Source organism: Mediterraneibacter gnavus ATCC 29149, assembly GCF_008121495.1.
Classification (GTDB): domain Bacteria; phylum Bacillota; class Clostridia; order Lachnospirales; family Lachnospiraceae; genus Mediterraneibacter; species Mediterraneibacter gnavus.
In genome coordinates, this window is record NZ_CP043051.1 from 100,798 (window position 1) to 125,234 (window position 24,437).

Here is a 24,437-nt window from a genome sequence, read left to right on the forward strand (position 1 = left end):
TTTAATAAACACTCTGTCCATAGTAGTGTATTGTATCATAAAAAGAACCATTTGGGCTATTGCAAAAAAGATGAATTTTGGTCAGAAATTTTACTCATTTTTAACAACAAGCCACTTATTTTCTGTTGATTATCTCTTTTTTATCAAACGGAAAGTATATTCCACCTTCCATTCTTTTTAACAACAGGCAGGCAATCACGGCTGAAACCAGTTCCGCCACCGGAAAACTGATCCAGATTCCCGCCGCTCCCATTGTTCGTGACAAAAGATATCCAAGCGGAAGGATAATGACCAGCTGGCGCAAAAGTGAAATGATCAGAGAATCTCCGCCCCGTCCCAGCGCTTCAAACACACCGGAAAAGATCACACCTGCTGACGACACCAAAAATCCAAGCGAAATCAATCGCAGTGCCTCCATTCCTGCACGCATCAGCTCTGCATCTGCCTGGAACATACTCAGAATGATGTCCGGAATTGCCAGAGAAACAACCGTTCCCACCAGCATCAGTACTGCCGCAGAAATCAGACTGTAGCGTATCGTATCCCGCACCCGTTTCTTTGATCCGGCTCCGTAGTTATATCCGATAATCGGCCGCATTCCCTGTACAATTCCATTCGCCGGCATATAAATAAATGTCTGAAGTTTGAAATAAATTCCAAGTACTGCTACATACGTATCCGAAAATGCAGCCAGGATTCCATTTAATCCGCCCACCAGAACAGACGGCATCGTCATCATCAGAGAAGACGGGATTCCGACCGAATATATCTGACGGATCAGCCGCCAGTCCAGATGCAGATATTTGGGATGAATCGTAACACCCGGATTTTTTCGCAGATAAACAACAATATATAGAAGAAATGCGCTGATCTGCCCGATCACAGTTGCCACTGCCGCCCCTTTTACTCCCATTTCAGGAAATCCAAGAAGGCCGAAGATCAGGATCGGATCCAGGATAATATTAATCATTGCACCTGCTCCCAGAAGTATCATTGTCGTTTTCATTGCTCCGATGCCCTGATAGATTTTTTCCATCGCGATCTGAAGCAGAGAACCAAACGAAAAGCAAAGAACAATATACGTATAGTCACATGCCTGTTTCATGACCTCGGGTTCCTTTGTAAATAATCCGATAAATGGTTCTGTGATCACAAGGCCCAGGATCACAAACAGTACACAATGGATCAGCGTAAGTGCCATCCCCATTGTAGCAGCCTCATTTGCCCGTTTCTGATCCTTTTTTCCCAGACTGATCGATAAGACGGAAGCAATCCCGACACCAATTCCGACTGCCACAGACAGCACGATATTCTGCAGCGGGAATGCCAGTGACACTGCCGTGAGAGCCCCTGTTCCCAGATACGATACATAAATACTGTCAATAATGTTATAAAGAGACTGCACCAGCATGGACAATACCATCGGCAGAGACATGCTCATCAAAAGCGGAAAAATGTCCCTTGTCTCCATCTTGTTTGTTTCCATAATACCCTCCATTCCTCAAAAAAAGCCATGTGTTTCTGTTTATTCTGAAACAGAAAAACCACATGGCTTTGTACATGACCTATTTTTTTAGCTTTGACAGCATAGCATATCTTTTTCTTTCTGTCAATTGCTTTTTCCAGGATACGGCTTGTGTCTCATTTTTAATTATGATACTATGATTTCGTATGGACATCGAAGCGGTCCATCAGCATACAGATAGAAAGAGGGGACATTTATGCACACACTGAAAAAATTTATCCATTACTACGGTCCATATAAAGCCGTTTTCTTTCTGGACCTGATCTGTGCTACGATCATCAGTCTGGTCGATCTGGCATATCCTCAGATCCTGCGTACCTGTACCAATACCTTGTTTACAAAAAGCAGTTCCTCTATTTTAAGCGCACTGCTTCCCATTGCAGCCGGTCTTCTGATCATGTACCTGATCCAGAGCCTGTGCAAATATTATGTCAGCTATCAGGGGCATATGATGGGTGCTTATATGGAAAGGGATATGCGTCAGCAGCTTTTTGACCACTATGAAAAACTTTCTTTTTCTTATTATGATCAGAACAACTCCGGACAGATGATGAGCAAACTTGTCTCTGACTTGTTTGATATTGCAGAATTTGCGCATCATGGACCGGAGAATCTGTTTATTTCCGTGATCAAGATCATCGGATCGTTCATCTTCCTCTTCCTGATCAACTGGAAGCTGGCAATTCCACTTCTGTTTCTGGTGTTTTGCATGTTTGCATTTTCTATGAGCCAGAACCGCCGAATGCAGTCTACCTTTATGGAAAACCGGAAGAAAATCGGAGATGTCAATTCCCGTCTGCAGGACACCCTCGCCGGAATCCGCGTGGTTCAGTCTTTCGCAAACGAGGATGTGGAAAAAGAAAAATTCCGCAAGAGCAATCACAATTTTCTGCTCTCCAAGGATGCCAACTACAAATGCATGGGCAGTTTTATGGGCTATAACCTGTTTTTCCAGGGAATGATGTATCTTGTCACACTGGTATTCGGCGGCTACCTGATCGCAAAAGGAGAAATGCAGGCGACAGATCTTGCCATGTATGCACTGTATATCGGAATTTTCATCAGCCCGATTCAGATTCTGGTGGAGCTTACGGAAATGATTCAGAAAGGCTTCTCCGGATTCAAACGGTTCCTTGCCGTGATGGAGACAGAGCCGGAAATCCAGGATTCCCCGGATGCAAAGCCACTCAAAGACGTCCGCGGACTGGTTTCCTTCGAGGATGTATCCTTCCACTACAGTGATGACGATACCCTGGTATTATCCAACGTTTCCTTCCAGATTCCGGCAGGAAAATCCATTGCCCTTGCCGGTCCGTCAGGAAGCGGAAAAACTACAATCTGCTCCCTTCTGCCAAGATTTTATGATGTGAGCAGCGGACGCATTACGATCGACGGCAAAGATATCCGTGATCTGACATTAGAGAGCCTGCGAAACCAGATTGGAATCGTACAGCAGGATGTCTATTTATTCTGCGGCACAATCAAGGAAAATATCGCCTACGGAAAACCGAATGCCTCTATGGATGAGATCGTCGATGCTGCCAGAAAAGCAAATATTCACGATTTCATCGAAAGTCTGCCGGATGGCTATGACACCTTTGTGGGAGAACGCGGAACCCGTCTTTCCGGCGGTCAGAAACAGCGGATCTCCATTGCCCGCGTGTTCCTGAAAAATCCGCCGATCCTGATCCTTGATGAGGCCACCAGCGCACTGGACAACGAAAGTGAACGCTGGATTCAGCAGAGTCTGGAAGTTCTCGCTAAAAACAGAACAACCATCACGATCGCACACCGACTCTCCACGATCCAGGGAGCAGACGAGATTCTTGTCATTGCTGACAATGGAATCGCAGAGCGGGGGACTCACGAAGAACTGATCGAAAAAAACGGAATTTATGCGCACTATTTAAGAGCATAAAAAACGTACATCCTGTAAGGATAACTCTCCTTCTGGATGTACGTTTTTCATTTTAGTAGTTTTCTGCGTGAACCTCAAAATAGCTCTGCGGGTGATTGCAGGTCGGACAAATTTCCGGTGCTTTTGTTCCGACTACAATGTGGCCACAATTGCGGCATTCCCATACCTTTACTTCACTTTTGGCAAATACTTCTGCCGTCTCCACATTCTTTAAGAGTGCACGATACCGTTCCTCATGATGTCTCTCAATCGCTGCTACCAGACGAAATCTTGCAGCCAGCTCCGGAAATCCTTCTTCCTCTGCTGTTTTTGCAAATCCGTCATACATATCTGTCCACTCGTAATTCTCTCCATCTGCTGCCGCTGCCAGATTCTGTGCCGTATCGCCGATTCCCTGAAGTTCTTTAAACCACATTTTTGCATGTTCTTTCTCATTGTTTGCCGTCTTCAGAAACAGATCTGCAATCTGCTCATATCCTTCCTTTTTGGCAACAGAAGCAAAATATGTATACTTGTTTCTTGCCTGTGATTCTCCTGCAAAAGCTGCCTCTAAGTTTTTCTCTGTCTGTGTTCCTGCATATTTGTTTTCTGACATGATTCAAAACCTCCTCTTTTGATTTTAACTCTATCTTACCACTATTTTCGGTCGGATATCAACTTAAGTTCAGAAATTTGAGAAATTCTTCCGCCTGTTTTTAAAGCATCTTTTCGTTATCTCCCTATCAGAACCTGCTTTCCGCAAAAAGCAAAACCATGCTTCCTGCATTGGCGTATCGTATTCATCTAATTCATTGTCAGTGTTTTTCCGAAGCGGCGCGGCCGGGTAATTAAAGTAACACGATTTCTTCTCTCCCACCACTCTTTTATAAATTGTGTTTTATCTACATAAAACAAATCGTTTATAATAATATCCTCAAATTCCTGATATCCAATTGATACTCTTCGTGCCATACCCTAGCCTCCCTTCTCTGCATAAATTCAATTATAGCCCTTTTCCTTCATAATCACAATGGAGATCTTCTTCCAACATCTGATAAGAAAAGAAACCATCAACAAACTCAAAAAATACGTCTCTTACAGTTTTACTGTAAAAGACGTATTTTATACTGCCTTACTCGATCACCTGAATCCATCCTTTGGGTGCTTCAATCTGCCCCATCTGGATTCCTGTCAGTGTGTCATACAATTTCTGAATGGTCGGTCCCATCTTTTCCATTCCGCTCGGGAAGCAGATCTCTTTTCCGTGATCCACGATCTTTCCGACCGGAGAGATGACCGCCGCTGTTCCACACAGTCCGCACTCTGCAAACTCTTTCACTTCATCCAGATACACATCCCGCTCTTCCACTTCCAGACCAAGATAATGCTCTGCCACATATAACAGAGAACGTCTTGTGATAGACGGCAGAATCGTATCAGAATGCGGTGTCACCACTTTATTGTCTTTTGTCACGAAAATAAAGTTTGCCCCGCCTGTCTCCTCAACTTTCGTTCTTGTTGCCGAATCTAAATACATGTTTTCATCATAGCCGTTCGCATGTGCTGTCACGATCGCATGAAGACTCATTGCATAATTCAGTCCGGCTTTGATATGTCCTGTTCCATGCGGCGCCGCACGGTCAAAATCAGATACACATAACGTCAATGGTTTTACTCCGCCTTTAAAGTACGGTCCGACAGGTGTCACAAACACCCGGAACTGATACTCATCTGCCGGCTTGACTCCGATGACCGGATTGCTTCCAAACATGTATGGGCGAATATAAAGTGTTGCCCCGGAACCATACGGAGGCACATACGCTGCATTGGCTTTTACCACTTCTTTGACTGCCTCCAGAAAACGTTCTTCCGGAAATACCGGCATCTCCAAACGTCTCGCAGAATCTGCCATCCGGGCAGCATTGAGATCCGGTCTGAATACAACGATCTTACCGTCTTCTGTCGTATAAGCTTTCATTCCTTCAAATACAGTCTGTGCATACTGCAGGACTCCGGCACATTCATTGAGTACCACACCGGCGTCTTCTGTCAGTCCTCCCTCATCCCATTTTCCGTCTTTATAATTGGAAACATATCTCTGTTCAGTCTGTACATAACCAAATCCGAGATTCTCCCAATCGATCTGTTTCTTCTCCATCAAAAACTCCTCCATTCCTCAATCGAACGTATTTGCAACTTGTTTGTTGCAATTATAATACTCTCACGCTCAAAAATCAAGAGTGCGCTCTGTTTTTTATCGTTCCATCATACTGATGGATTCAATCCCGACACTTCCGCCTCTGACGACTTCAATACTTTTGAATTCTTCTTTTATCAGCTTCACCACTGCGTCGTTTTTCGTCCCGGTCTGTACAAATTCCAGAAGCAGGCTGTCTCTGTCACAGTCGATCACTTTTCCTTTAAATGTCTCTGCGATCTGATGCAGCTCCACTTTCTGATCCAGTGTACACTTCCGGACTTTGATATAAAGGATTTCTTTCATCCGCACAAAAATATCTGTAAAATCGATGACCTTGATCACTTCTACCATTCGATTGAGCTGCTTTTTGATCTGCTCAAATGTCTCATCATCACTGACTGTGGCGATTGTCATTCGGGATACCGTCGGATCTTCTGTGGTTCCTACTGTCAGACTGTCCAAGTTGTAGGATTTTCCGGAAAACAGACCGGAAATCTTAGAAAGCACTCCCACCTGATTTTCCACATACAGAGAAATCCATCTTTTTTTCATACTTTTATCTGCCATCGTCCGTCTTCCTCCTAACAATCCATAATCATATCTTCCAGTGTTCCGCCCGGCTTGATCATCGGATATACCATCTCTTCCGGATCAATGATAAATTCAATCAGGGTCGGAGTTTTTGTATTTTTCTTTGCCTCTTCAAATGCTGCCGAGATCTCTTCTGTTTTTGTCACACGGATTCCTTTTGCCCCATAGCTTTCTGCCAGTTTTACAAAATCCGGCGTATACTCCGGAAATTCGGCTCCATCTGTCCGTCTCGAAAGCGCTCCTGCGCGCAGATTGGTCATCCCATAGCGTTTTCCGTAAAACAGCTTCTGCCACTGACGCACCATCCCCAGATATGTATTGTTAAATACACAGGCGATGACCGGTGTCTCCTCCAGAACTGCCGTTGCAAACTCCTGAATATTCATCTGCATACCGCCATCCCCGGAAACTGCGATCACTCGTTTCTCCGGATTACCGATCTGTGCTCCGATCGCCGCCGGGAATCCATATCCCATCGTCCCCAGTCCTCCGGACATGACAAGTTGCTTCTTTTCTGTAATCTCCGCATACTGAGACACCAGCATCATATGCTGACCGACATCTGTCGTGATGATTGCATCGTCAAACTGACGGTTCATCTCTTCAATAATATCCAGAGGGCTCATCAATGCATGCCGTTTCATCCGAAGCGGATGCTCCTCTTTCCATGCCGCGATCTGCGCAAGCCATTTTTTTGTCTCGCACTCTTCCACATACTCCGTCATCTTCGTAAGCGCTTCTTTGGCATCTGCTACGATTGGAATATCCACATGAATATTTCTGGAAATCGATGCCGTATCGATATCAATATGGACAATTTGTGCATGAGGCGCAAATTCATGCAGTTTTCCCGTGATCCGGTCATTAAAGCGCGTCCCGATGGAAAACAGCAGATCACAGCCGCTGACTGCCATATTGGCTGCATAAGCGCCGTGCATCCCCAGATTTCCGATAAACAGCGGATGATTTGTCGCAATGGCGCCTCGCCCCATGATCGTTGTCACTACCGGCACCTGTGTTTTTTCCACCACTTCTGTAAACAATGCACTGGCGCGCGCAATATTCACCCCTCCGCCTGCCAGAAACAGCGGTCGTTTTGCCTTGTGAAGCATCTTGATCGCTCTTTTCAGCTGTCCGATATGTACACTGGTATTCGGCTTATATCCTCTGATATTCACCTCTTTCGGATACTGTGCACTGCCAAGCTCCGCCATCACATCTTTCGGAAGATCGATCAGAACCGGTCCCGGCCTTCCCGTTCTTGCGATATAAAATGCCTCCTTGATGATCCGTCCAAGATCTTCCCGCTTCGTGACCGTCACACCATACTTGGTGATGCTCCGTGTGATCCCCACAATATCCACTTCCTGAAATGCATCATTTCCGATCAGATGTCTCGCCACCTGTCCGGTAAAACAGACCAGCGGAACACTGTCATAATTGGCAGTCGCAAGTCCTGTCACCAGATTGGTCGCTCCCGGTCCGCTGGTCACCAGACAGACGCCGACTTTCCCCGTTGTCCTCGCATACGCATCCGCTTCATGCACCAGTGCCTGCTCGTGTCTCGGAAGGATCACATCAATCCCGCTCTGCTTATACAGCTCATCGCTGATATCGATCGTACACGCGCCCGGATATCCGAACAATACTTCTACGTCTTCTTCTTTTAATGCTTTTACAAATAATTTGTTTCCTGAAATCTGCCTCACCTTTCACACCCTCCTTATGCAAAACGCCCCAAGCTGTCAAAAAGCTCAGGGCGAATAAAATTCCTCATACACTGAATTTCAGAGGCTTTCGCTGCTGAAATTTATCCTCATTATACGGTGTATTTTTATCTTTGTCAATTTCCTTTTCTTGATCTTTTTTAATCCAATTCGCATTTACTTCCCGTTGTTTCTGTTTTTCAGGGCTCCGATCACACTGTAGACAGCCAGCATTGCCATATTGACCACAACTACACTCGCACCTGCCGGTGTTGCATACACATAGGAAATCGTCACTCCCAGAATCAGGCATACAACCGATAGAATCGCTGAATTCAGAATCACACCCTTAAAGGTCTTAAACACCCGCATGGAAGTCAGCGCCGGAAAAATAATCAGACTGGAGATCAGAAGTGCTCCCATCATCCGCATTCCCAACACGATCGTAACTGCCGTCAACACCGCAATCAGAGTATTATACAGATTTGCACGGACTCCTGTTGCCCGGGCGAAAGTCTCATCAAAGGTGATCGCAAAAATCTTATTATAGAAAAACAGATATAAGATCAGCACCGCAACCGACAGAAGAATACTGAACTGCACATCCTCACCACTCATGGCAAGGATACTTCCGAACATATAGTTATAAACATCAGTGTTCATTCCTGTCGTCATCGAAATCACCATAATCCCGATCGCCAGTGCTCCCGTAGAAATCAGTGCAATTGCCGCATCTCCTTTGATCTTGCTGCTGCCGCTGATGCGAAGAAGCAGAACCGCAGCCACCACGACCACCGGAATTGCAACCGCCAAAGGCGCCATGTTCAGCGCAGCCGCGATGGCCAGTGCCCCGAATCCAACATGAGAAAGCCCGTCTCCGATCATCGAATAGCGTTTCAGTACCAGACTGACTCCCAGAAGTGCCGAACACAATGCCACCAGGGAACCCACCAGAAACGCCCGTACCATAAATGGATAGGACATCATTTCCATAAATGTATCAAGCATTTCCCTCACCTCCCAGAAATCTCTTGCCGACTGCACTGTTTTGATATTCCTGCGCAGTTCCGTAAAACAGGGCGCTCTCCTGCAAATGCAGGATATGGCTTGCATACTGTATCGTACTTTCGATATCATGAGACACCATGACAACTGCAATTTTAGCCTCCTTATTGATTTTTTCAATCAACTGGTAAAACTCTGCAGTCACCAGCGGATCCAGTCCTGTCACGGGCTCGTCTAACAACAGGAGCTTCTTTGTGGCACACAGCGCTCTCGCCAGCAGCACCCTCTGTTTCTGTCCGCCGGAAAGATCCCGGAAGCACTGGTGTTCCATTTCCCGGATTCCTAAAAGCTCCATATTCTCTCTGGCTGCCTTCTTATCCGCTGCACTGTAAAACGGCCGCCAGCCTCTGCTGTTGAGTCTGCCGGAAAGTACCACCTCATAGACGCTTGCCGGAAAATCTTTCTGCACGACCGTCTGCTGGGGAAGATACCCGATTTCGTCTTGCTTCAATCCGTCTCCCAGCAGAATCTGCCCTTTAAAGGGCGGTTTTAATCCAAGAAGACTTTTTACCAGCGTACTCTTTCCGGAACCATTCTCTCCCACAATGCAGAGATAATCTCCCTGCTCGATCCAAAAAGACAGATCCCGAACAACCGTCTGTCCCTCATATGCGATCGAAATTCCATCACATTTTATCAATGCCATCAGTTCAAAGCCTCCTTTAATGTTTCTACATTCTTTTTCATCATGCTCAGATAAGTCTCCCCGTCTGCAAATTCCTTTGCAGTCAGATTATGACAACTGTAAAACGTCTTCACTTTCGCATGTGTCGTCTCGGCAATGGCATTTGCAATATTCTCATTACTCAGCTCCATCTTTAAGATCACCGGAATCTGTTCTTCCTTTGCTTTGTTGATCAGAAATGCCATCGTTGCCGCACTTGGCTCCGTATCGGATGCGCAGCCCGGAAATGCCGCATAGTATTTCAGACCGTATTCATCTGCAAAATACCGGAACGGAAAACGGTCTCCAAAAAGCAGCACATCGCGTTTGGCCGAACTTACCACCTCACGAAACTCATCATCCAGCTCTTCTAAAAGACTCACATACGCTTTTTCGTTCTCTTCATAAACTGCCGTCTGCTCCGGATCCAGCTCACCCAGAACATCTGCAATCTGCTCCACAATTGCAATGGCATTCTTTGGAGACGTCCATACATGTTCATCCGGGGTCAGCGTCTCATGTGTTTCGTGCTCCTCTTCCCCGTGCTCATGCTCGTGCTCTTCCTCTTCTTCATGTTCATGACCACGTTCTTCTTTCATCCCTTCTACGTGTTCTTCATTTACCGTATCCACGCAGTCGATCAGGCGAAGCAGTCTGATATGTTCTGTATCGATGGAGTCCAGAATATCCTCCACCCATTCATCGTTCTCACCGCCCACATAAATAAACAGATCACAATTCTGAATCTTCAGAATGTCCTGCGGTGTCGGCTCATAGGAGTGTGTCTCTTCTCCCGGCTTTAAAAGCATCGATACTTCTACATTATCCCCTGCAATCTGACGTACAAAATCATACTGTGGAAAAATGGTTGTCACGACATTTACTTTCTCTTCGCCGGTCTCTTTCACAGCCCCCACTCTCTGACATCCGGCCACACTTGTCACCAAAAGAAACACACTCAGCAGCACTGCCGCCTGTTTTCTCTTGTATGTTTTTCTAAATTTCATGATATGCCTGCCTTCACTGTCGGCGCTCGTAAGTCGAAAATACATACTCCAGATCAAAACAAGTATGCTCTTCACTGACTTCTGTCATTTCCCAGTTTTCCAGCTGATCCAGATTCGGGAAATACGTATCTGCCTGATATGCATGGTCGATCTTTGTTACATATACTTTGCTGCAATAAGGAAGCATCATCCGGTAAATACTTTCTCCGCCGATCACAAAGATTTCTTCCTCATCATATTTTTTCAGTTCTTCCAGCAATTCTTCTGTTGTATGCACGATCACTGCATCTTTCACATGATAATTGGGATTCCCTGTCAGCACAATATTGGTGCGGTTCTTCAGCGGCAGACCGTTCGGAAAGCTTTCCAGCGTCTTTCTTCCCATCACAACTACCTTTCCACCTGTCATCTGACGGAAAAACTTCATATCTGCCGGAATGCTGACCAGAAGTTTGTTTTTATATCCGATTGCCCAGTTTTTATCGGCTGCTACAATTGCGTTCATATTCATTTCCTCCTTTTTTTGCACAACTCCTATACCGCGATTGGGATATTCTTGATCTGAGGATGTGTCTCATATCCATCCAGCCGTACATCATCCGGTGTAAATTCATAGAAATCCTTTACCTCTGGATTCAGCCAGAATTTCGGTGCCGGAAGCGGTTCTCTTTTGATCAGTTCCTCGATCATCGGGATATGTCTGTCATAAATATGCGCATCTGCGATCACATGAACAAACTCTCCGACCTTCATATCACACACCTGTGCCAGCATATGAAGCAGCACCGCATACTGACACACATTCCAGTTATTTGCTGCCAGTACATCCTGAGAACGTTGATTCAGGATTCCATTTAATGTCAGTTTGTCACTGTCCTTTTCTTTTGTCACATTAAATGTCATGCTGTATGCACACGGATACAGATTCATCTCATGAAGATCCTGATGCACATAGATATTCGTCATGATCCGGCGGCTGTAAGGATTGTTCTTCAGATCATAGATCACACGATCGACCTGATCCATCATTCCCTCTTTATACTGATGCTTTACCTGCATCTGATAGCCGTAGGCTTTTCCGATGGAACCGTCCTCATCTGCCCAGCTGTCCCAGATGTGACTGTTTAAATCATGAATGTTGTTGGACTTTTTCTGCCAGATCCACAGCATCTCATCCACACAGCTCTTGATTCCTGTCCTTCGCAGAGTCAGTGCCGGAAACTCTTTTGAGAGGTCATAACGGTTCACAATGCCAAATTTTTTGATGGTGTACGCAGAGGTTCCATCCTCCCATACCGGGCGTACCTTTTCTCCCTCTGTACTCGTTCCGTTGTCAATAATGTCTCTGCACATCTCTATAAATACTTTATCTGCGTAACTCAATCTTATCTTCTCCTTCTAATATTCTCTGATCATACTGCTGATCTCAGAAATGCTGTCCATTTTCTGCAGCTCTCTCAGCGCATCCTTAATATGATACTCTTTCACTTTTTCTGTACTGATGACCAGTTCAGCCGCTTCTTCCTGTACATGCTTCTGCACAACTCTGCGGATACTTACCTTATGACCGCCAAATACACTTGCCACTTTCGCCAGAACTCCCGGTTCGTTTTTCACCTGCATTCTGAGGAAAAATTTATTTTTCACTTCATCAAACGGCTTCACCGGCAGATCCTGATAGCAGGTACAGCTGATTCTTCCGTTGCATCCAAACTGCAGGTTTCTGGCAACATCAATCACATCACCGACAACAGCACTTGCCGTCGGCATCTCCCCGGCACCTCTTCCGTAAAACATCGCATCATCCACAGCATCTCCGTGCACAAAAACAGCATTGAACGAATCCCGCACGGACGACAGGGGATGCTCTTTTCCAAGCAGCACCGGATACACTCCCACTTCAATCCCTTTGTCCGTATTGTGCGCAACTGCAAGCAGCTTGATCACACAGTCAAACTCTTTTGCATAGGCAATATCTTCTGCTGTGATCTTTGTGATTCCTTCTGTATAAACATCTTTAAACTGTACTCTGGAATGAAAGGCAATGGAGGAAAGGATCGCGGCCTTTCTTCCGGCATCCAGTCCTTCCACATCCGCTGTCGGATCTGCCTCTGCATATCCCAGCTCTGTTGCTTTTGCAAGTGCAGCTTCAAAACTCATGTTTTCTTCAAACATCTTGGTTAAAATATAGTTTGTCGTTCCGTTCACGATCCCCATCACTTCTGAGATCTCATTTCCGGCAAGACACTGTTTGAGCGGACGGATGATCGGAATGGCGCCTGCCACCGATGCCTCAAACAGCAGATCACAGCCATGTGCCGCCGCAAGGTCCAAAAGCTCTCCTCCGTGTTCTGCCATCAGATCTTTATTGGCTGTCACCACATGCTTTCCGGCTCCAAGTGCTTCCTCGATCATGGACTTTGCCGGTTCGATCCCGCCCATCACTTCGATCACAATCTGAATCTCCGGATCGTTTACAATCGATTTCCAGTCCGTTGTGAGAAGCTCTGTATCCACGCCTTCTCTTTTTTTATGCAGACTGTGTACCAGGATCTTTTCCACTTCCAGCTCGGCGCCAACTGTGTGTATCATACTTTCTGATCTCCTCTGGATCAATTTGTACACTCCGCCTCCAACTGTTCCAAGTCCCAGCAATGCCACTTTGATCTTTTTATTTTCCATACTCTTCACCTCTGTTTTTGAATCCGCTGTTTTTCTTTGCTCCATCTACAGACTTCTGTTTCTATAGAGTAACAAAATCTTTTCGAAAAGTAAAGCGGACATTCTTCTGTCCGCTTCTATCTATAGCTGACCTTATTGAAAGGCAATACCATATAATTCACAGGCCTGTGTAAACAATCGCTCTGTGTTTTCTGTTGCCTGAGAAGTATTCAAAGATACACTGCTCACCAGAATTTCCCGGTCCTCCATCAACTGAACCTGTATGATCTCAGTACACGGATAAGCCACTCCATCTGCCCCGATCTGATTGCAGATCAGCTGCTGCATCACGAATCCGTCTTCTGCTACCATCTCACCTACAGTAATATCCGTATAGATTCCCGCCTGACTTTCCAATGTCTTTCGGATATTTTCCACTTCTGCCGAAATTCTCTGCTCAATCGTTTCATCCGCAGCCAGAAGTGTAAAACCTGCTTTCAGCTCAATTCCATCTTTTGCGGAAGTTGCTGTGGACTCCGTAACTGTATTCTCCCCAGCCTTGAACAATGTGACATCCGTAACCCATTGATAACCATCCAGGGATACTGTCTCAAAATCCTCATATCCTTCAATCGGAGTGCCCTCATATTCTCTCTGAACGCCCTCCTCTTCTTTCACATCTGGTTCTTCCTGTGTTTCCTCCGGAACTTCTTGTGAAATCACCGCATCCTGTGTCTGTTGTACTGTCTGATCTGAAACCGCAAACAGGCCCAGTGCGACAACTGCTATCACTTCAAGCACCAACAGAATGATACCGATTCCGCCAGTGATCGCACTGGCTATGATCGCTCCTGTACTTTTCTCCGGATCCGGACCTGTATACTCTGCCTTTCCAAACGCAAGGATTGGAAGAAAAACAATACTTAAGAAAATCAGCCCACAGGCAAATCCATCTTTCTTTCCAAACACTTTTGCCAGTTTTATCATTGTAAAAATTGCAAATATCAGATTCCCCAGCGGCAGGAATCCAAAAATAAACAGCCATCCTCTCCCCCAGGTTATCCTGGTCATTACATACAAATTATAAAACGGGATCAATGACGCCCATCCGGGTTCTCCTGCTTTACAAAATACTTTCCACATTACCGCAACACAAAAAATCAGAAGCGCCAATGCTACAATTATCATTCCTATCGCTGCTGCCATCATACCTTTTCCTCCTGTTCCTTAGCTCCCTTATCCCTTTTGATCTCTATTTCATTCTCCTCTTTTGGACTGAAGAATGATTCTTTTCGATTTTAACACATCATAGCAAAAAAGTCGATGAGAATAATTCTCTTTTTGAATATTGTAATATACAGGCAGGGATTGGTGTAAACAGTACGATTTGAACATACAATTAGAAATTTCAAAAAAATTAATTTTTTTCAAAAAAGTTGTTGACAGATAAGAACTCCTGTAGTATAGTATATATTGTTCCGAGGGGAACACAAAACAAACGCGATAGTGGCTCAGCTGGTAGAGTACGACCTTGCCAAGGTCGGGGTCGCGGGTTCGAACCCCGTCTATCGCTCTTAAGAGACTGTAGATCGAAAGATTTACAGTCTTTTTTATATTTTCAAAACCCGGCATTTCTTCCACTTCCAGTTCAATCCCTGCTTGAGTTCCCTCTCCGTTTCCTTTGATAAATCAAAAGCAATACAAAAAGAGCTCTTACTACTTGTGTAGTTGAGAGCTCTCCATAATTCACGTTCTGTATGCACCATTTTTCAAAAAATGCACACTTCTTCACATTATTCTTCTGTTTTTACATCTTTTGCATCCAACTTCAGTCCCAGTTCTTCCAACTGTTTATTGTCTGCCATACTTGGAGCCTGTGTCATCAGGCAGGATGCGTCTTTGATCTTCGGGAATGCCATCACATCACGGATACTGTCTTCTTTTGCCATCAGCATGACCATTCTGTCCAGACCATATGCCAGTCCTGCGTGAGGCGGTACTCCGTATTTGAATGCATCCAGAAGGAAGCCAAACTGCTCATATGCCTGCTCTTTTGTAAATCCAAGCACCTCAAACATCTTCTCCTGTACGTCGTTCTGGAAGATTCTTACACTTCCTCCACCGATCTCATTTCCATTTAAGACGATATCGTACGCTTTTGCACGGACTCTGCCCGGCTCGAAATCAATATACTGCAGATCTTCTTCCATCGGCATCGTGAATGGGTGATGCATTGCCAGATAACGATTCTGCTCATCGCTCCACTCAAGCAGCGGGAATTCTGTAACCCACAGGAAATTGTACTGATTCTTGTCCAGAAGTTCCATCTGTTTTGCCAGTTCCAGACGTAAATTTCCAAGAACATCCCATACAACTTTGTTCTTGTCTGCCGCAAAGAGCAGTAAATCTCCTGCTTCTCCGTTCATTGCTGCAATCAGATTGTTCATCTCTTCTTCTGTCATAAATTTGGAGAAAGAGGATTTCACGGTTCCATCTTCCTGAATTGCAATATAAGCAAGTCCCTTGGCACCGAAATCTTTTGCAAATGCCACCAGCTTGTCAATCTTCTTACGCGGCATTGCTCCCTGTCCTTTTGCGTTGATACCACGGACTGTTCCTCCGTTCTCAATCGCCCCTTTGAACACAACAAATTCACTGTCTTTCACAGTCTCTGTCACATTCACCAGTTCCATACCGAAACGGGTATCCGGTTTGTCAGAACCGTAGCGGTCCATCGCTTCCTGCCATGTCATTCTCTGGATCGGAAGCTGTACATCCACATCCAGAACTTCCTTGAACAGTTTTGCAAGGAAACGCTCGTTGACTTCGATCACGTCATCTACATCCACAAAGGAAAGCTCCATATCGATCTGGGTAAACTCCGGCTGTCTGTCTGCACGAAGATCCTCGTCACGGAAACATTTTGCGATCTGGATATAGCGGTCACATCCGGAACACATCAGAAGCTGTTTGTAAAGCTGTGGTGACTGTGGAAGTCCGTAAAAACTTCCCGGATGTACACGGCTAGGCACCAGATAATCTCTTGCCCCTTCCGGTGTTGTCTTTCCGAGGATCGGGGTCTCGATCTCAAGGAAGCCTTCTTCTGCGAAAAACTGACGTGCCAGTGTTGTGACCTGACTTCTCATACGCAGGTTTCTCTGAAGATCCGGTCTTCTTAAATCCAGATAACGATATTTCAGACGAAGCTCTTCCTTTGTCTTGCTGTTTTCTTCCACCTGGAACGGCGGTACCTCGGATTCTGAGAGGATGCGAAGTTCTTCAGCACGCACTTCAATCTCTCCTGTTGCCAGGTTTTCATTGACTGCACCGCTTCTCTTCTCCACATTTCCTACAACTGCAACTACAAACTCACTTCTTAATTTTGAAGCTTTTTCCATCAGCTCTGCCTGTTCTTCTCCCTCAAATACGATCTGAAGGATTCCGGAGCGGTCACGCAGATCCATAAATACGATTCCGCCTTTATTTCTGTTCTTCTGTACCCATCCCATGACGGTTACTTTCTCTCCAATGTTTGCACTGGACAGTTCCCCGCATCGGTGTGTTCTTTTGAGTCCCTGCATTGATTCTGCCATTTCTCTGTTTCTCCCTTCTTCTCTACAACTGCTCCACATTGTCAGCATAGCAGTCTACAATCTCTGTATATCCCTGTTCCATCAGCTGTTCTTTCTGGAACTTTTTATTTTTCTTCATGTTGACGATCATCACCTGTTTTCCAAGTGCGCGCTCTGCTTTTGCCAGATTTAGGATCTTGAGCATGCCTTCCTTCGGCATCTTCTTGTCGATCAGAAATGCTTTCTTCTGTGCGGCTGTCGGTACCTGATATCCTCGTTCTAAAAGCAGCATGACAATCCGTTCAAATCCGATGGAAAATCCGACTGCCGGTGTATTCTGTCCGGTGAATTTTCCGATCATTTCATCATAACGTCCACCGCCGCCTACCGAACCGCCGAACTCGTCCATAGAAATCTCAAAGATCGTCCCTGTATAGTAAGACATTCCCCGAACCAGTGTCGGATCAAATTTCATGCAAAAATCCGCTTCCTTTGCACTTTCCACACTTGTAATAATCATCTCGAGCGAAGCCGCCGCGTCATCCGCAAGAAAGCCTTCCAGTTTTTCTTTACAGTAACGTACGCCTTCCACGTCATTCGTAATCTCTTTGAATAACTGCAAATATTTTTCCACAGACTCTTTTGCATATCCGTTTTCCTCTAATTCTGCTGCCACACCATCCAGACCGATCTTGTCCATCTTGTCCAGGATGATGAATACATTTTCATAATCACTCTCTGCAAATCCGCTGTATGCTGCCATTGCTTTTAAGATTCTTCTGTCATTGATACGGATCGTAAAGTTTTTAAAATCCAGTTTTCCAAGCAGCGTCGTCGTTGCCAGGATCAGCTCGATCTCTGCCAGATTACCTGGCTCTCCCAGAATATCGATATCACACTGCATAAACTGACGGAATCGTCCTCTCTGCGGTCTGTCCGCTCTCCAGACATTTCCCATCTGAAGTGCTTTAAACGGAGACGGCAGTTCATTTGCATTGTTCGCATAGTATCTGGACAGCGGTACTGTCAGATCGTAACGAAGTCCTCCGTCCACAACATCTTTTTCTTCTTTTGCTTCTTCGATCTTCAGCTTTTCTCCTCTTTTTAAAATCTTGAAGATCAGTTTTTCATTGTCTCCGCCCTGTTTGCTGCAGAGATTTTCAATGTGCTCTACACATGGAGTCTCAATGGATGAGAACCCAAATGCGCGGTATGTCTCTTTGATCTGTCCGATCACATAATCGCGGATCTCCATCTCCGCCGGCATCATATCTTTCATTCCGGTTACCGGTTTCTTTTTCAGCGCCATAACCATTCTCCTTTTCTCTCTATCATCTCATCAATACGGCTTTCATACTCCGTAATATTTTTCACATTTTCTATGCGGATCAGATTCGTCTCCCGTCCATTGTCCAGACGGATCTTCTCCGGAAGCACGATCTTTGTGGAGGCACCTGCCCCGGCTGCAAGGATCGTCTGTTTTTCTTCCATAATAAGTATATTGTATATTCCGGCTTTGTCAACCTTTGCATATCCAACATTTTCAAAATTTCCCGCAATATTTTTCTGCCGGTACAGATAATACGGCACAAGTCCCATGCGTTCTGCCGCCCTGGCACTCTCTTCTACCATCTGTTCGATCTCAGAATGCAGATCAATCTTGCGCTGCTCCTGGCCGAACTTCGCCGCCCGCTTGATCGCCAGCGCATGAACCGTCAGACTGTCCGGCGAAAGCTCTTCAATCTGACAAAGCGTATCCCTCATATCCTCCGCCGTCTCTCCCGGAAGTCCTGCGATCAGATCCATGTTGATATTGTCAAATCCAAGCTCTCTGGCTGCATGGAAAATGTCTTTTACATCCTGAACGGTATGCTTTCTTCCCACCAGATCCAGCGTTTTCTGCTGCATGGTCTGGGGATTGACAGAAATCCTGGTCACCGGAAATCTTCGCATCACTTCCAGCTTTTCTCTTGTAATGCTGTCCGGTCTTCCCGCCTCGATCGTAAACTCCTGCAGATACTCAAATGAAAACGACTTCTGTATCGTATCCAAAAGCTCAAAAAGTTGCTCTGCCTCCAGTGTTGTCGGAGTCCCTCCTCCGATATAGATCGTATTAAGCTTTCTTTCTTCTGCCCGCTCTCCCAGTGCCCGGATTTCCTGACAGAGCGCCTTTAAATAATCATCTACCCGGTCTTTCCACTCCGCCAGAGGGGACGAACTGAAAGAACAGTACGAACAGATGCTTGGACAAAACGGAATCCCTACATAGAGACTGAATCCCTGCTCATAGTCCAGTCTGCCAAGCAGCTCTTTTTCCCGCTCTGCAATCGCAATGCCAAGTTCTGCCTTCTGGTGACTGACTCCGTACTCCTGCTCTAAAAATGTGCAGACTTCTTTTCGGCTCATACCGGCTTCCAGTTTCTGCATAGCCAGCTTTGTCGGTCTGACACCTGTCAGCATCCCCCAGGCAAGTATCCGTCCGGTCACTTTTGACAGCCAGTCATAGACAAGCTTTGTCACCTTCTTCTTTCCATCCTGGCGGTCCGGACAGTCTGCAATTTCTGAAACAGGAACATAAAAGCAAGAATTCTCTTCCAGTTTCACTGAAACCAGAGATTCCTGCTTTTCGTCCAGATTCTGGCTGATCTCCTCATTCGGGAAAAAAGCCTTCACAATATGATATAAATTATACATATATAACGTATCTTTACTGCTGATCTGTATCATCATATTTCTCTTCCGTTTTCTTACAAAAACGGATTATTCTCCTTTTCAAATCCGATCGTTGTTGCCTCCATATGTCCCGGATACACCTGTGTATCTTCCGGAAGGCTCAGCAATCGCTCTTTTACCGAACGCACCAGTGTACTCATACTGCCTGTCGGAAAATCTGTTCTTCCAACAGAGCCTGCAAACAGTGTATCTCCGCTGAAAAGAACCTCCTCTTCTTCTATATAATAACAGCATCCTCCCGCCGTATGCCCCGGAGTGGAGATCATACGGATCTGATATCCTGCAAGTGCGAGAGATGCCCCATCTTCCAGAAACTTGGCGTCCGCAAACACATAGCCCGCTCCATATGCAACAGACAGATTCACATTGGCATCTGTCAGAACCTTCTGCTCCAGTGCACTGGCATAGACAGGAACTGACCATTCCCTGCGCAGTGTGTCAATTCCCATAATATGATCAAAATGACCATGTGTCAGGAGAATTCCCTGCAACTGAAGACCTTCTGTCTGGATAAATTCGACAAGCGGCGCAGATGGTGCCGCCGGATCCACAACAAAACATTCTTTTGTATTTTCATTGTACACCACATAACAGTTGGTGCCGACCATTCCGATCACAAATTTTTTGATTCTCATTTTTCTCTACCCCGCTGTCCGTTCAATATCCAGAACTCCTTCTACATTTCGCAGTTTTTTTATGATAAGATTCAGCTGTTCTCTGCCCTTTACAATAAATCCCATTTCCAGTGTAGCAGTTCCTTTTTTGCTGGTTCGTGTATTCATAGATCTGACATCGATCTTTTCTTCTGTAAATACCTTTGTTACATCCAGAAGCAGTCCCTGCCTGTCGTTTGCATACATCTTCAGCTCTGCCAGATACTGACCTCCGCCTTCCGTCTCTGCATTATTCTCCCACTCTGCATCGATCAGACGCTCCCGCTCCACAGCAGACAGATGCAGCATATTCACACAATCTGTACGGTGGATCGTCATACCTCTTCCTCTGGTCACAAATCCTACGATTTCATCACCCGGAACCGGATTGCAGCACTTGGAGAAGCGCACCGCCATGTCATCGATTCCCTTAACCACGATCCCGCTCTTTGATTTTGCAATATGCACCTTCTGATTGTTTGCCTCAGAAATCTTCTCCAGGATCGTCGCATCCGTAATCTCTTTTTTGTGATCTTTTCCATACTCTTCTACCAGACGGTTGACTACCTGACCTTCCTTTAGTCCACCGTGTCCGATTGCTGCCAGAACTGCATCCCAATCCCGGAATCCATACTTTCTCTGGACGATCTGCAGATATTTTGGCTTCATGATATCCGCCTGTGCGATCGACTTGGATTTAAAGTATGCGGCAATCAGCTCTTTTCCTCGAATAATATTCTCTTCTTTAAACTCATGCTTAAACCACTGATTGATCTTATTCTTTGCCTGTGTGCTCTTTACGATGCTCAGCCAGTCCCGGCTCGGACCTTTGGAATTCTGAGATGTCAGAATCTCAATACGGTCTCCGTTCTGGATTTTGTAATCAATATTGACCAGCTTGCCGTTGACACGTGCACCTACCATCTTGTTGCCCACTGCACTGTGGATTGCATAGGCAAAATCCACCGGAGTAGAACCGTTCGGCAGGTTCTTCACATCTCCGTTCGGAGTGAAACAGTACACATCTTCTGCAAACAGATCCAGATCGCCTTTTAAGAGACTCAAAAACTCTCTGTTGTCCGACATATCCCTCTGCCACTCCAGAATCTGCCGAAGCCAGCTTAACTTTTCTTCCTCACGGCTCTTATTATTCTTAGCCGAACCGCCGCTCTCCTTATATTTCCAATGGGCCGCAATACCGTACTCTGCCGTCTTGTGCATCTCCTCTGTACGGATCTGAATTTCAAACGGCTGTCCTGCCGGCCCCATCAGAGTCGTATGCAAAGACTGGTACATATTCGCTTTCGGCATGGCGATATAGTCTTTGAATCGCCCCGGAATCGGTGTATACATCTCATGGATCACACCCAACGCCGCATAACAGTCTTTGACCGAATCTACGATAATGCGCACGGCAAACAGATCATACACCTGATCCAGAGTCTTATTCTGATTGACCATCTTTTTGTAAATACTGAAGAAATGCTTCACTCTTCCATATACCTTTGCCTGAATATGGGCATTCTCCATATGGTGAGAGACCTCTGCCACGATCTGCTGCACAAACTCTTCCCGCTCTGTCTTTCTCTCATTTAAATCCTTTACCAGCTGGAAATACACTTCCGGCTGATAATATTTTAAAGAAAGATCATCCAGCTCTGTCTTGATTTTGGAAATACCCAGCCTCTGCGCGATCGGAGCGTAGATATCCATCGTCTCTCTGGCTTTTTCCTTCTGTTTTGCCGGAACCATAAACTCCAGCGTTCTCATATTGTGCAGGCGGTCTGCCAGCTTGATAATGATCACACGGATATCTTTTGCCATGGCAAGAAACATCTTGCGCAGGTTTTCTGCCTGCACTTCCAATTTATCCTTAGAATAAGACAACTGGCCCAGCTTTGTGACTCCATCTACAAGCAGCGCTACCTCTTCGCCAAACTCTCTTGTAATATCCTCCACTGTCATCTCTGTATCTTCAACCGTATCATGGAGCATTCCTGCCACGATCGTCTCCTTATCCATCTCCAGATCCGCCAGAATGATCCCCACCCAGAGCGGATGAATGATATAAGGCTCTCCGGACTTGCGGACCTGCTCTTTATGTGCCTCTCTGGAAAGCTTATACGCCTTCTCGATGAGAGAAATATCTGCGGATGGATGATACTTTCTTACCCTTGCAATCAACGCTTCATATAACTGCTCAGGGTTTTGATAATCTTCAGGTGCTTTCACGGCATGGCCATCCACCATTTCCAGATTTTTATTCAGAAGTTCATATTCCAGCGTACCTGCCATATCAAATCCCCCTTTTCTTTTTATCGTAAAATTCCATATGGATTAGTATATCATCATTATTGATAATTTACCACTGTAATCTGTATGCTTTTGTTTCCTCTGTATTCATTGACCGACGGATAAAATGTCAGCGCCACCTCTTCTTTTCCCTGCAGATACTCCATACACTCCTGTACCTCTCCGAAATAGATCGCCTCCATTTTCCGTCCATTTCGATCCAGAACCTGAAATTTCAGGACATTCTGATTCTTCCCGATCACACGGAGATTCTGTACTTTTAAGTTTTTTTCCGCAAACAACGGCTTTGTATTTCCTTTCCCGAAAGGCTCCAGAAGTTCCAGTTCTTCAATCAGCTCTTCTGTTACATACGCAAGAGGAAGTTGCATGTCAATGGATACCTTCGGCATCAGATCCTGACTGGTCAGCTCACAGAGTTCATTGATCGTTCTGCGGAAACGTTCCACATTCTCCTCTTCCAGAGATAGCCCTGCCGCCAGCTTATGGCCTCCGAATTTTGTGAATAACGCCCTGCATTTGCACATTTCCTCAAACATATGGTAGCTTTCAATGGAACGCCCCGACCCTTTGACGCCATGTTCTCCCTGCGTCAGAACAAACACCGGCTTATAATATTTTTCTTTCAGTCTTCCGGCAATGATCCCCGCAATACTCTCATGACAGTCCTGCAGATACACGACCAGTACTCGATCCTCTTTCAAATCCGTTGTCTCGATCTGTTCAACTGCCTGCTCTACCCCTTTTTCTGTCATTTCCTTACGGCTGTCATTCAATGCTTTTAAATCTTCTGCCATCATGACAGCTTCTCTTCTGTTCTTCACCTCAAGGAGCTCCAATGCCCGCTTTGCCGTATCCAGCCGCCCGCTCGCATTGATACATGGTCCGATGACAAATCCGATGTGATAGGCAGACAATCTCTCTATCGGTACCTGCGTGCATTCCATCAATGCTTTCAGACCTTCATTTTGCGTGCGTTTCAGCATTTCCAGCCCCTGTTTTACAAAAATCCGGTTCTCATCCACCAGATCCATCACATCCCCCACGGTCGCAATCGCCACATTTTCCATCAGAAAATCTACATCATCTGCATCCTGCCCCATGACATTATATAACGCTTCCACCACTTTATACACAACTGCCGCACCGCACAGACCTTTAAACGGATAAGGATCTCCCGGTAAATGCGGGTTGACCACTGCATCTGCATCGGGAATCAGATATTCTTTCTCTCCTCCTGCTTCTAGATAAGGTACTTCATGGTGATCTGTCACAATGATCGTCATCCCCTGCGCTTTCCCGTAAGCAATCTCTGAAGCGGCTGCGATCCCATTGTCACAGGTAATGATCGTATCTACACCGTCCTCCAATGCCCTGTCAATGAGCATCTGATTGAGGCCGTATCCATCCTTCATCCGATCCGGAATATCCGTATCCACCAAAGCTCCCAGACTTTCTAATCCTGTTTTCAAAATATACGTCGCATTGACTCCGTCGATATCATAATCTCCGATCACACGGATTTTTTCGCCTTCCCGGATTTTTTCCTCCAGAATCTCCACTGCCGTATCCATATTTTTCATCAGCATCCCATCGTGCAGATCTGCAATCGTTCCATTTAAATAATAGTCAATATTCTGATCGCCTAAAATATCCCTGTTTCGGATCAGGCGCGCGATGATCGGGGAAATATGATATTTTTCCGCAATCTGCGTAAAATCCGCTTTCTTCATGGATACAAACCACTTTTCCATGTCAGTTCCTCCCAAGTATCTTTCTTGTTTTTCTAGCTGTTAATTTTTATTGTAGCATACTAAAAATTTTCTGTAAATCTGTCCAGAACTGGAGTGCGC

At 45.6% G+C, this 24,437-nt stretch carries 19 protein-coding genes, 1 tRNA gene and 1 pseudogene; 2 read left to right on the forward strand and 19 right to left on the reverse strand.

Annotation, left to right across the window (positions count from 1 at the left end; all coding sequences use genetic code 11):
• Positions 1-115 precede the first annotated feature (115 nt).
• Positions 116-1,486, reverse strand: a complete 1,371-nt coding sequence (locus FXV78_RS00450; RefSeq protein WP_009244493.1) for an MATE family efflux transporter — start codon at positions 1,484-1,486, stop codon at positions 116-118.
• Positions 1,487-1,721: 235 nt separating this feature from the next.
• On the opposite strand from FXV78_RS00450, the gene FXV78_RS00455 reads away from it, so the two are divergent.
• Positions 1,722-3,443, forward strand: coding sequence for an ABC transporter ATP-binding protein (locus FXV78_RS00455; protein ID WP_004844364.1), 1,722 nt, complete (start codon positions 1,722-1,724; stop codon positions 3,441-3,443).
• 52 nt (positions 3,444-3,495) lie between these two features.
• Here the strand turns inward: FXV78_RS00455 and rbr are convergent, their stop codons facing one another.
• The 12 genes and pseudogenes from rbr to FXV78_RS00515 all read right to left on the reverse strand — a co-directional run bounded on the left by rbr (position 3,496) and on the right by FXV78_RS00515 (position 14,525).
• Positions 3,496-4,038: a rubrerythrin gene (rbr, locus tag FXV78_RS00460; protein ID WP_004844365.1), complete on the reverse strand. Its 543-nt coding sequence runs from the start codon at positions 4,036-4,038 to the stop codon at positions 3,496-3,498.
• 191 nt (positions 4,039-4,229) lie between these two features.
• A pseudogene (locus FXV78_RS00465) lies at positions 4,230-4,394 on the reverse strand (AAA family ATPase); the annotation flags it as partial.
• A gap of 160 nt (positions 4,395-4,554) precedes the next feature.
• A complete protein-coding gene (locus FXV78_RS00470) occupies positions 4,555-5,580 on the reverse strand; it encodes a branched-chain amino acid aminotransferase (protein WP_009244496.1) in 1,026 nt (341 codons plus the stop codon).
• Positions 5,581-5,676: 96 nt separating this feature from the next.
• A complete protein-coding gene (gene ilvN / locus FXV78_RS00475; RefSeq protein WP_004844368.1) occupies positions 5,677-6,189 on the reverse strand; it encodes an acetolactate synthase small subunit in 513 nt (170 codons plus the stop codon).
• A 14-nt stretch (positions 6,190-6,203) separates the two neighbouring features.
• Entirely contained in the window at positions 6,204-7,922 is a 1,719-nt protein-coding gene (ilvB, locus tag FXV78_RS00480; RefSeq protein ID WP_004844369.1) for a biosynthetic-type acetolactate synthase large subunit, read from the reverse strand.
• Between the two features lie 174 nt (positions 7,923-8,096).
• Positions 8,097-8,927, reverse strand: coding sequence for a metal ABC transporter permease (locus FXV78_RS00485; protein ID WP_004844370.1), 831 nt, complete (start codon positions 8,925-8,927; stop codon positions 8,097-8,099).
• The gene (locus FXV78_RS00490) at positions 8,920-9,630 is read right to left on the reverse strand and encodes a metal ABC transporter ATP-binding protein (protein WP_004844371.1); all 711 of its coding nucleotides are present in this window, start codon (positions 9,628-9,630) and stop codon (positions 8,920-8,922) included. Before FXV78_RS00490 ends, FXV78_RS00485 begins: the two co-directional genes overlap by 8 nt.
• On the reverse strand, positions 9,630-10,655 hold the full coding sequence (locus FXV78_RS00495; RefSeq protein ID WP_004844372.1) for a metal ABC transporter substrate-binding protein: 1,026 nt from the start codon (positions 10,653-10,655) through the stop codon (positions 9,630-9,632). Before FXV78_RS00495 ends, FXV78_RS00490 begins: the two co-directional genes overlap by 1 nt.
• A 13-nt stretch (positions 10,656-10,668) precedes the next feature.
• Positions 10,669-11,160: a dihydrofolate reductase gene (locus tag FXV78_RS00500; RefSeq protein WP_039960064.1), complete on the reverse strand. Its 492-nt coding sequence runs from the start codon at positions 11,158-11,160 to the stop codon at positions 10,669-10,671.
• Between the two features lie 29 nt (positions 11,161-11,189).
• Positions 11,190-12,038, reverse strand: a complete 849-nt coding sequence (gene thyA / locus FXV78_RS00505; RefSeq protein ID WP_022037689.1) for a thymidylate synthase — start codon at positions 12,036-12,038, stop codon at positions 11,190-11,192.
• 15 nt (positions 12,039-12,053) lie between these two features.
• A complete protein-coding gene (locus tag FXV78_RS00510) occupies positions 12,054-13,337 on the reverse strand; it encodes a homoserine dehydrogenase (protein ID WP_022037688.1) in 1,284 nt (427 codons plus the stop codon).
• A gap of 132 nt (positions 13,338-13,469) precedes the next feature.
• Positions 13,470-14,525 carry a DUF5684 domain-containing protein gene (locus FXV78_RS00515; RefSeq protein WP_004844376.1) on the reverse strand — a complete coding sequence of 352 codons (1,056 nt, stop codon included), beginning with the start codon at positions 14,523-14,525 and terminating at the stop codon, positions 13,470-13,472.
• Between the two features lie 291 nt (positions 14,526-14,816).
• Here FXV78_RS00515 and FXV78_RS00520 point away from each other — a divergent pair.
• Positions 14,817-14,889 (forward strand) — tRNA-Gly (locus tag FXV78_RS00520).
• Positions 14,890-15,109: 220 nt separating this feature from the next.
• Here FXV78_RS00520 and aspS read toward each other — a convergent pair.
• Genes aspS through recJ form a run of 6 tightly spaced genes read right to left on the reverse strand, consistent with a single transcriptional unit; the run spans position 15,110 to position 24,338 of the window.
• Positions 15,110-16,909 (reverse strand): aspartate--tRNA ligase, encoded by a 1,800-nt coding sequence (aspS, locus tag FXV78_RS00525; RefSeq protein WP_039960066.1) that lies wholly within the window; start codon positions 16,907-16,909, stop codon positions 15,110-15,112.
• Between the two features lie 22 nt (positions 16,910-16,931).
• Positions 16,932-18,197 carry a histidine--tRNA ligase gene (hisS, locus tag FXV78_RS00530; RefSeq protein ID WP_039960068.1) on the reverse strand — a complete coding sequence of 422 codons (1,266 nt, stop codon included), beginning with the start codon at positions 18,195-18,197 and terminating at the stop codon, positions 16,932-16,934.
• On the reverse strand, positions 18,188-19,618 hold the full coding sequence (hemZ, locus tag FXV78_RS00535; RefSeq protein WP_004844381.1) for a coproporphyrinogen dehydrogenase HemZ: 1,431 nt from the start codon (positions 19,616-19,618) through the stop codon (positions 18,188-18,190). Before hemZ ends, hisS begins: the two co-directional genes overlap by 10 nt.
• Before the next feature lie 17 nt (positions 19,619-19,635).
• Entirely contained in the window at positions 19,636-20,256 is a 621-nt protein-coding gene (locus FXV78_RS00540) for an MBL fold metallo-hydrolase (RefSeq protein ID WP_004844382.1), read from the reverse strand.
• A 6-nt stretch (positions 20,257-20,262) separates the two neighbouring features.
• On the reverse strand, positions 20,263-22,569 hold the full coding sequence (locus tag FXV78_RS00545) for a RelA/SpoT family protein (RefSeq protein WP_004844383.1): 2,307 nt from the start codon (positions 22,567-22,569) through the stop codon (positions 20,263-20,265).
• A 56-nt stretch (positions 22,570-22,625) separates the two neighbouring features.
• Positions 22,626-24,338 (reverse strand): single-stranded-DNA-specific exonuclease RecJ, encoded by a 1,713-nt coding sequence (gene recJ, locus FXV78_RS00550; RefSeq protein WP_004844384.1) that lies wholly within the window; start codon positions 24,336-24,338, stop codon positions 22,626-22,628.
• Positions 24,339-24,437: the final 99 nt, after the last annotated feature.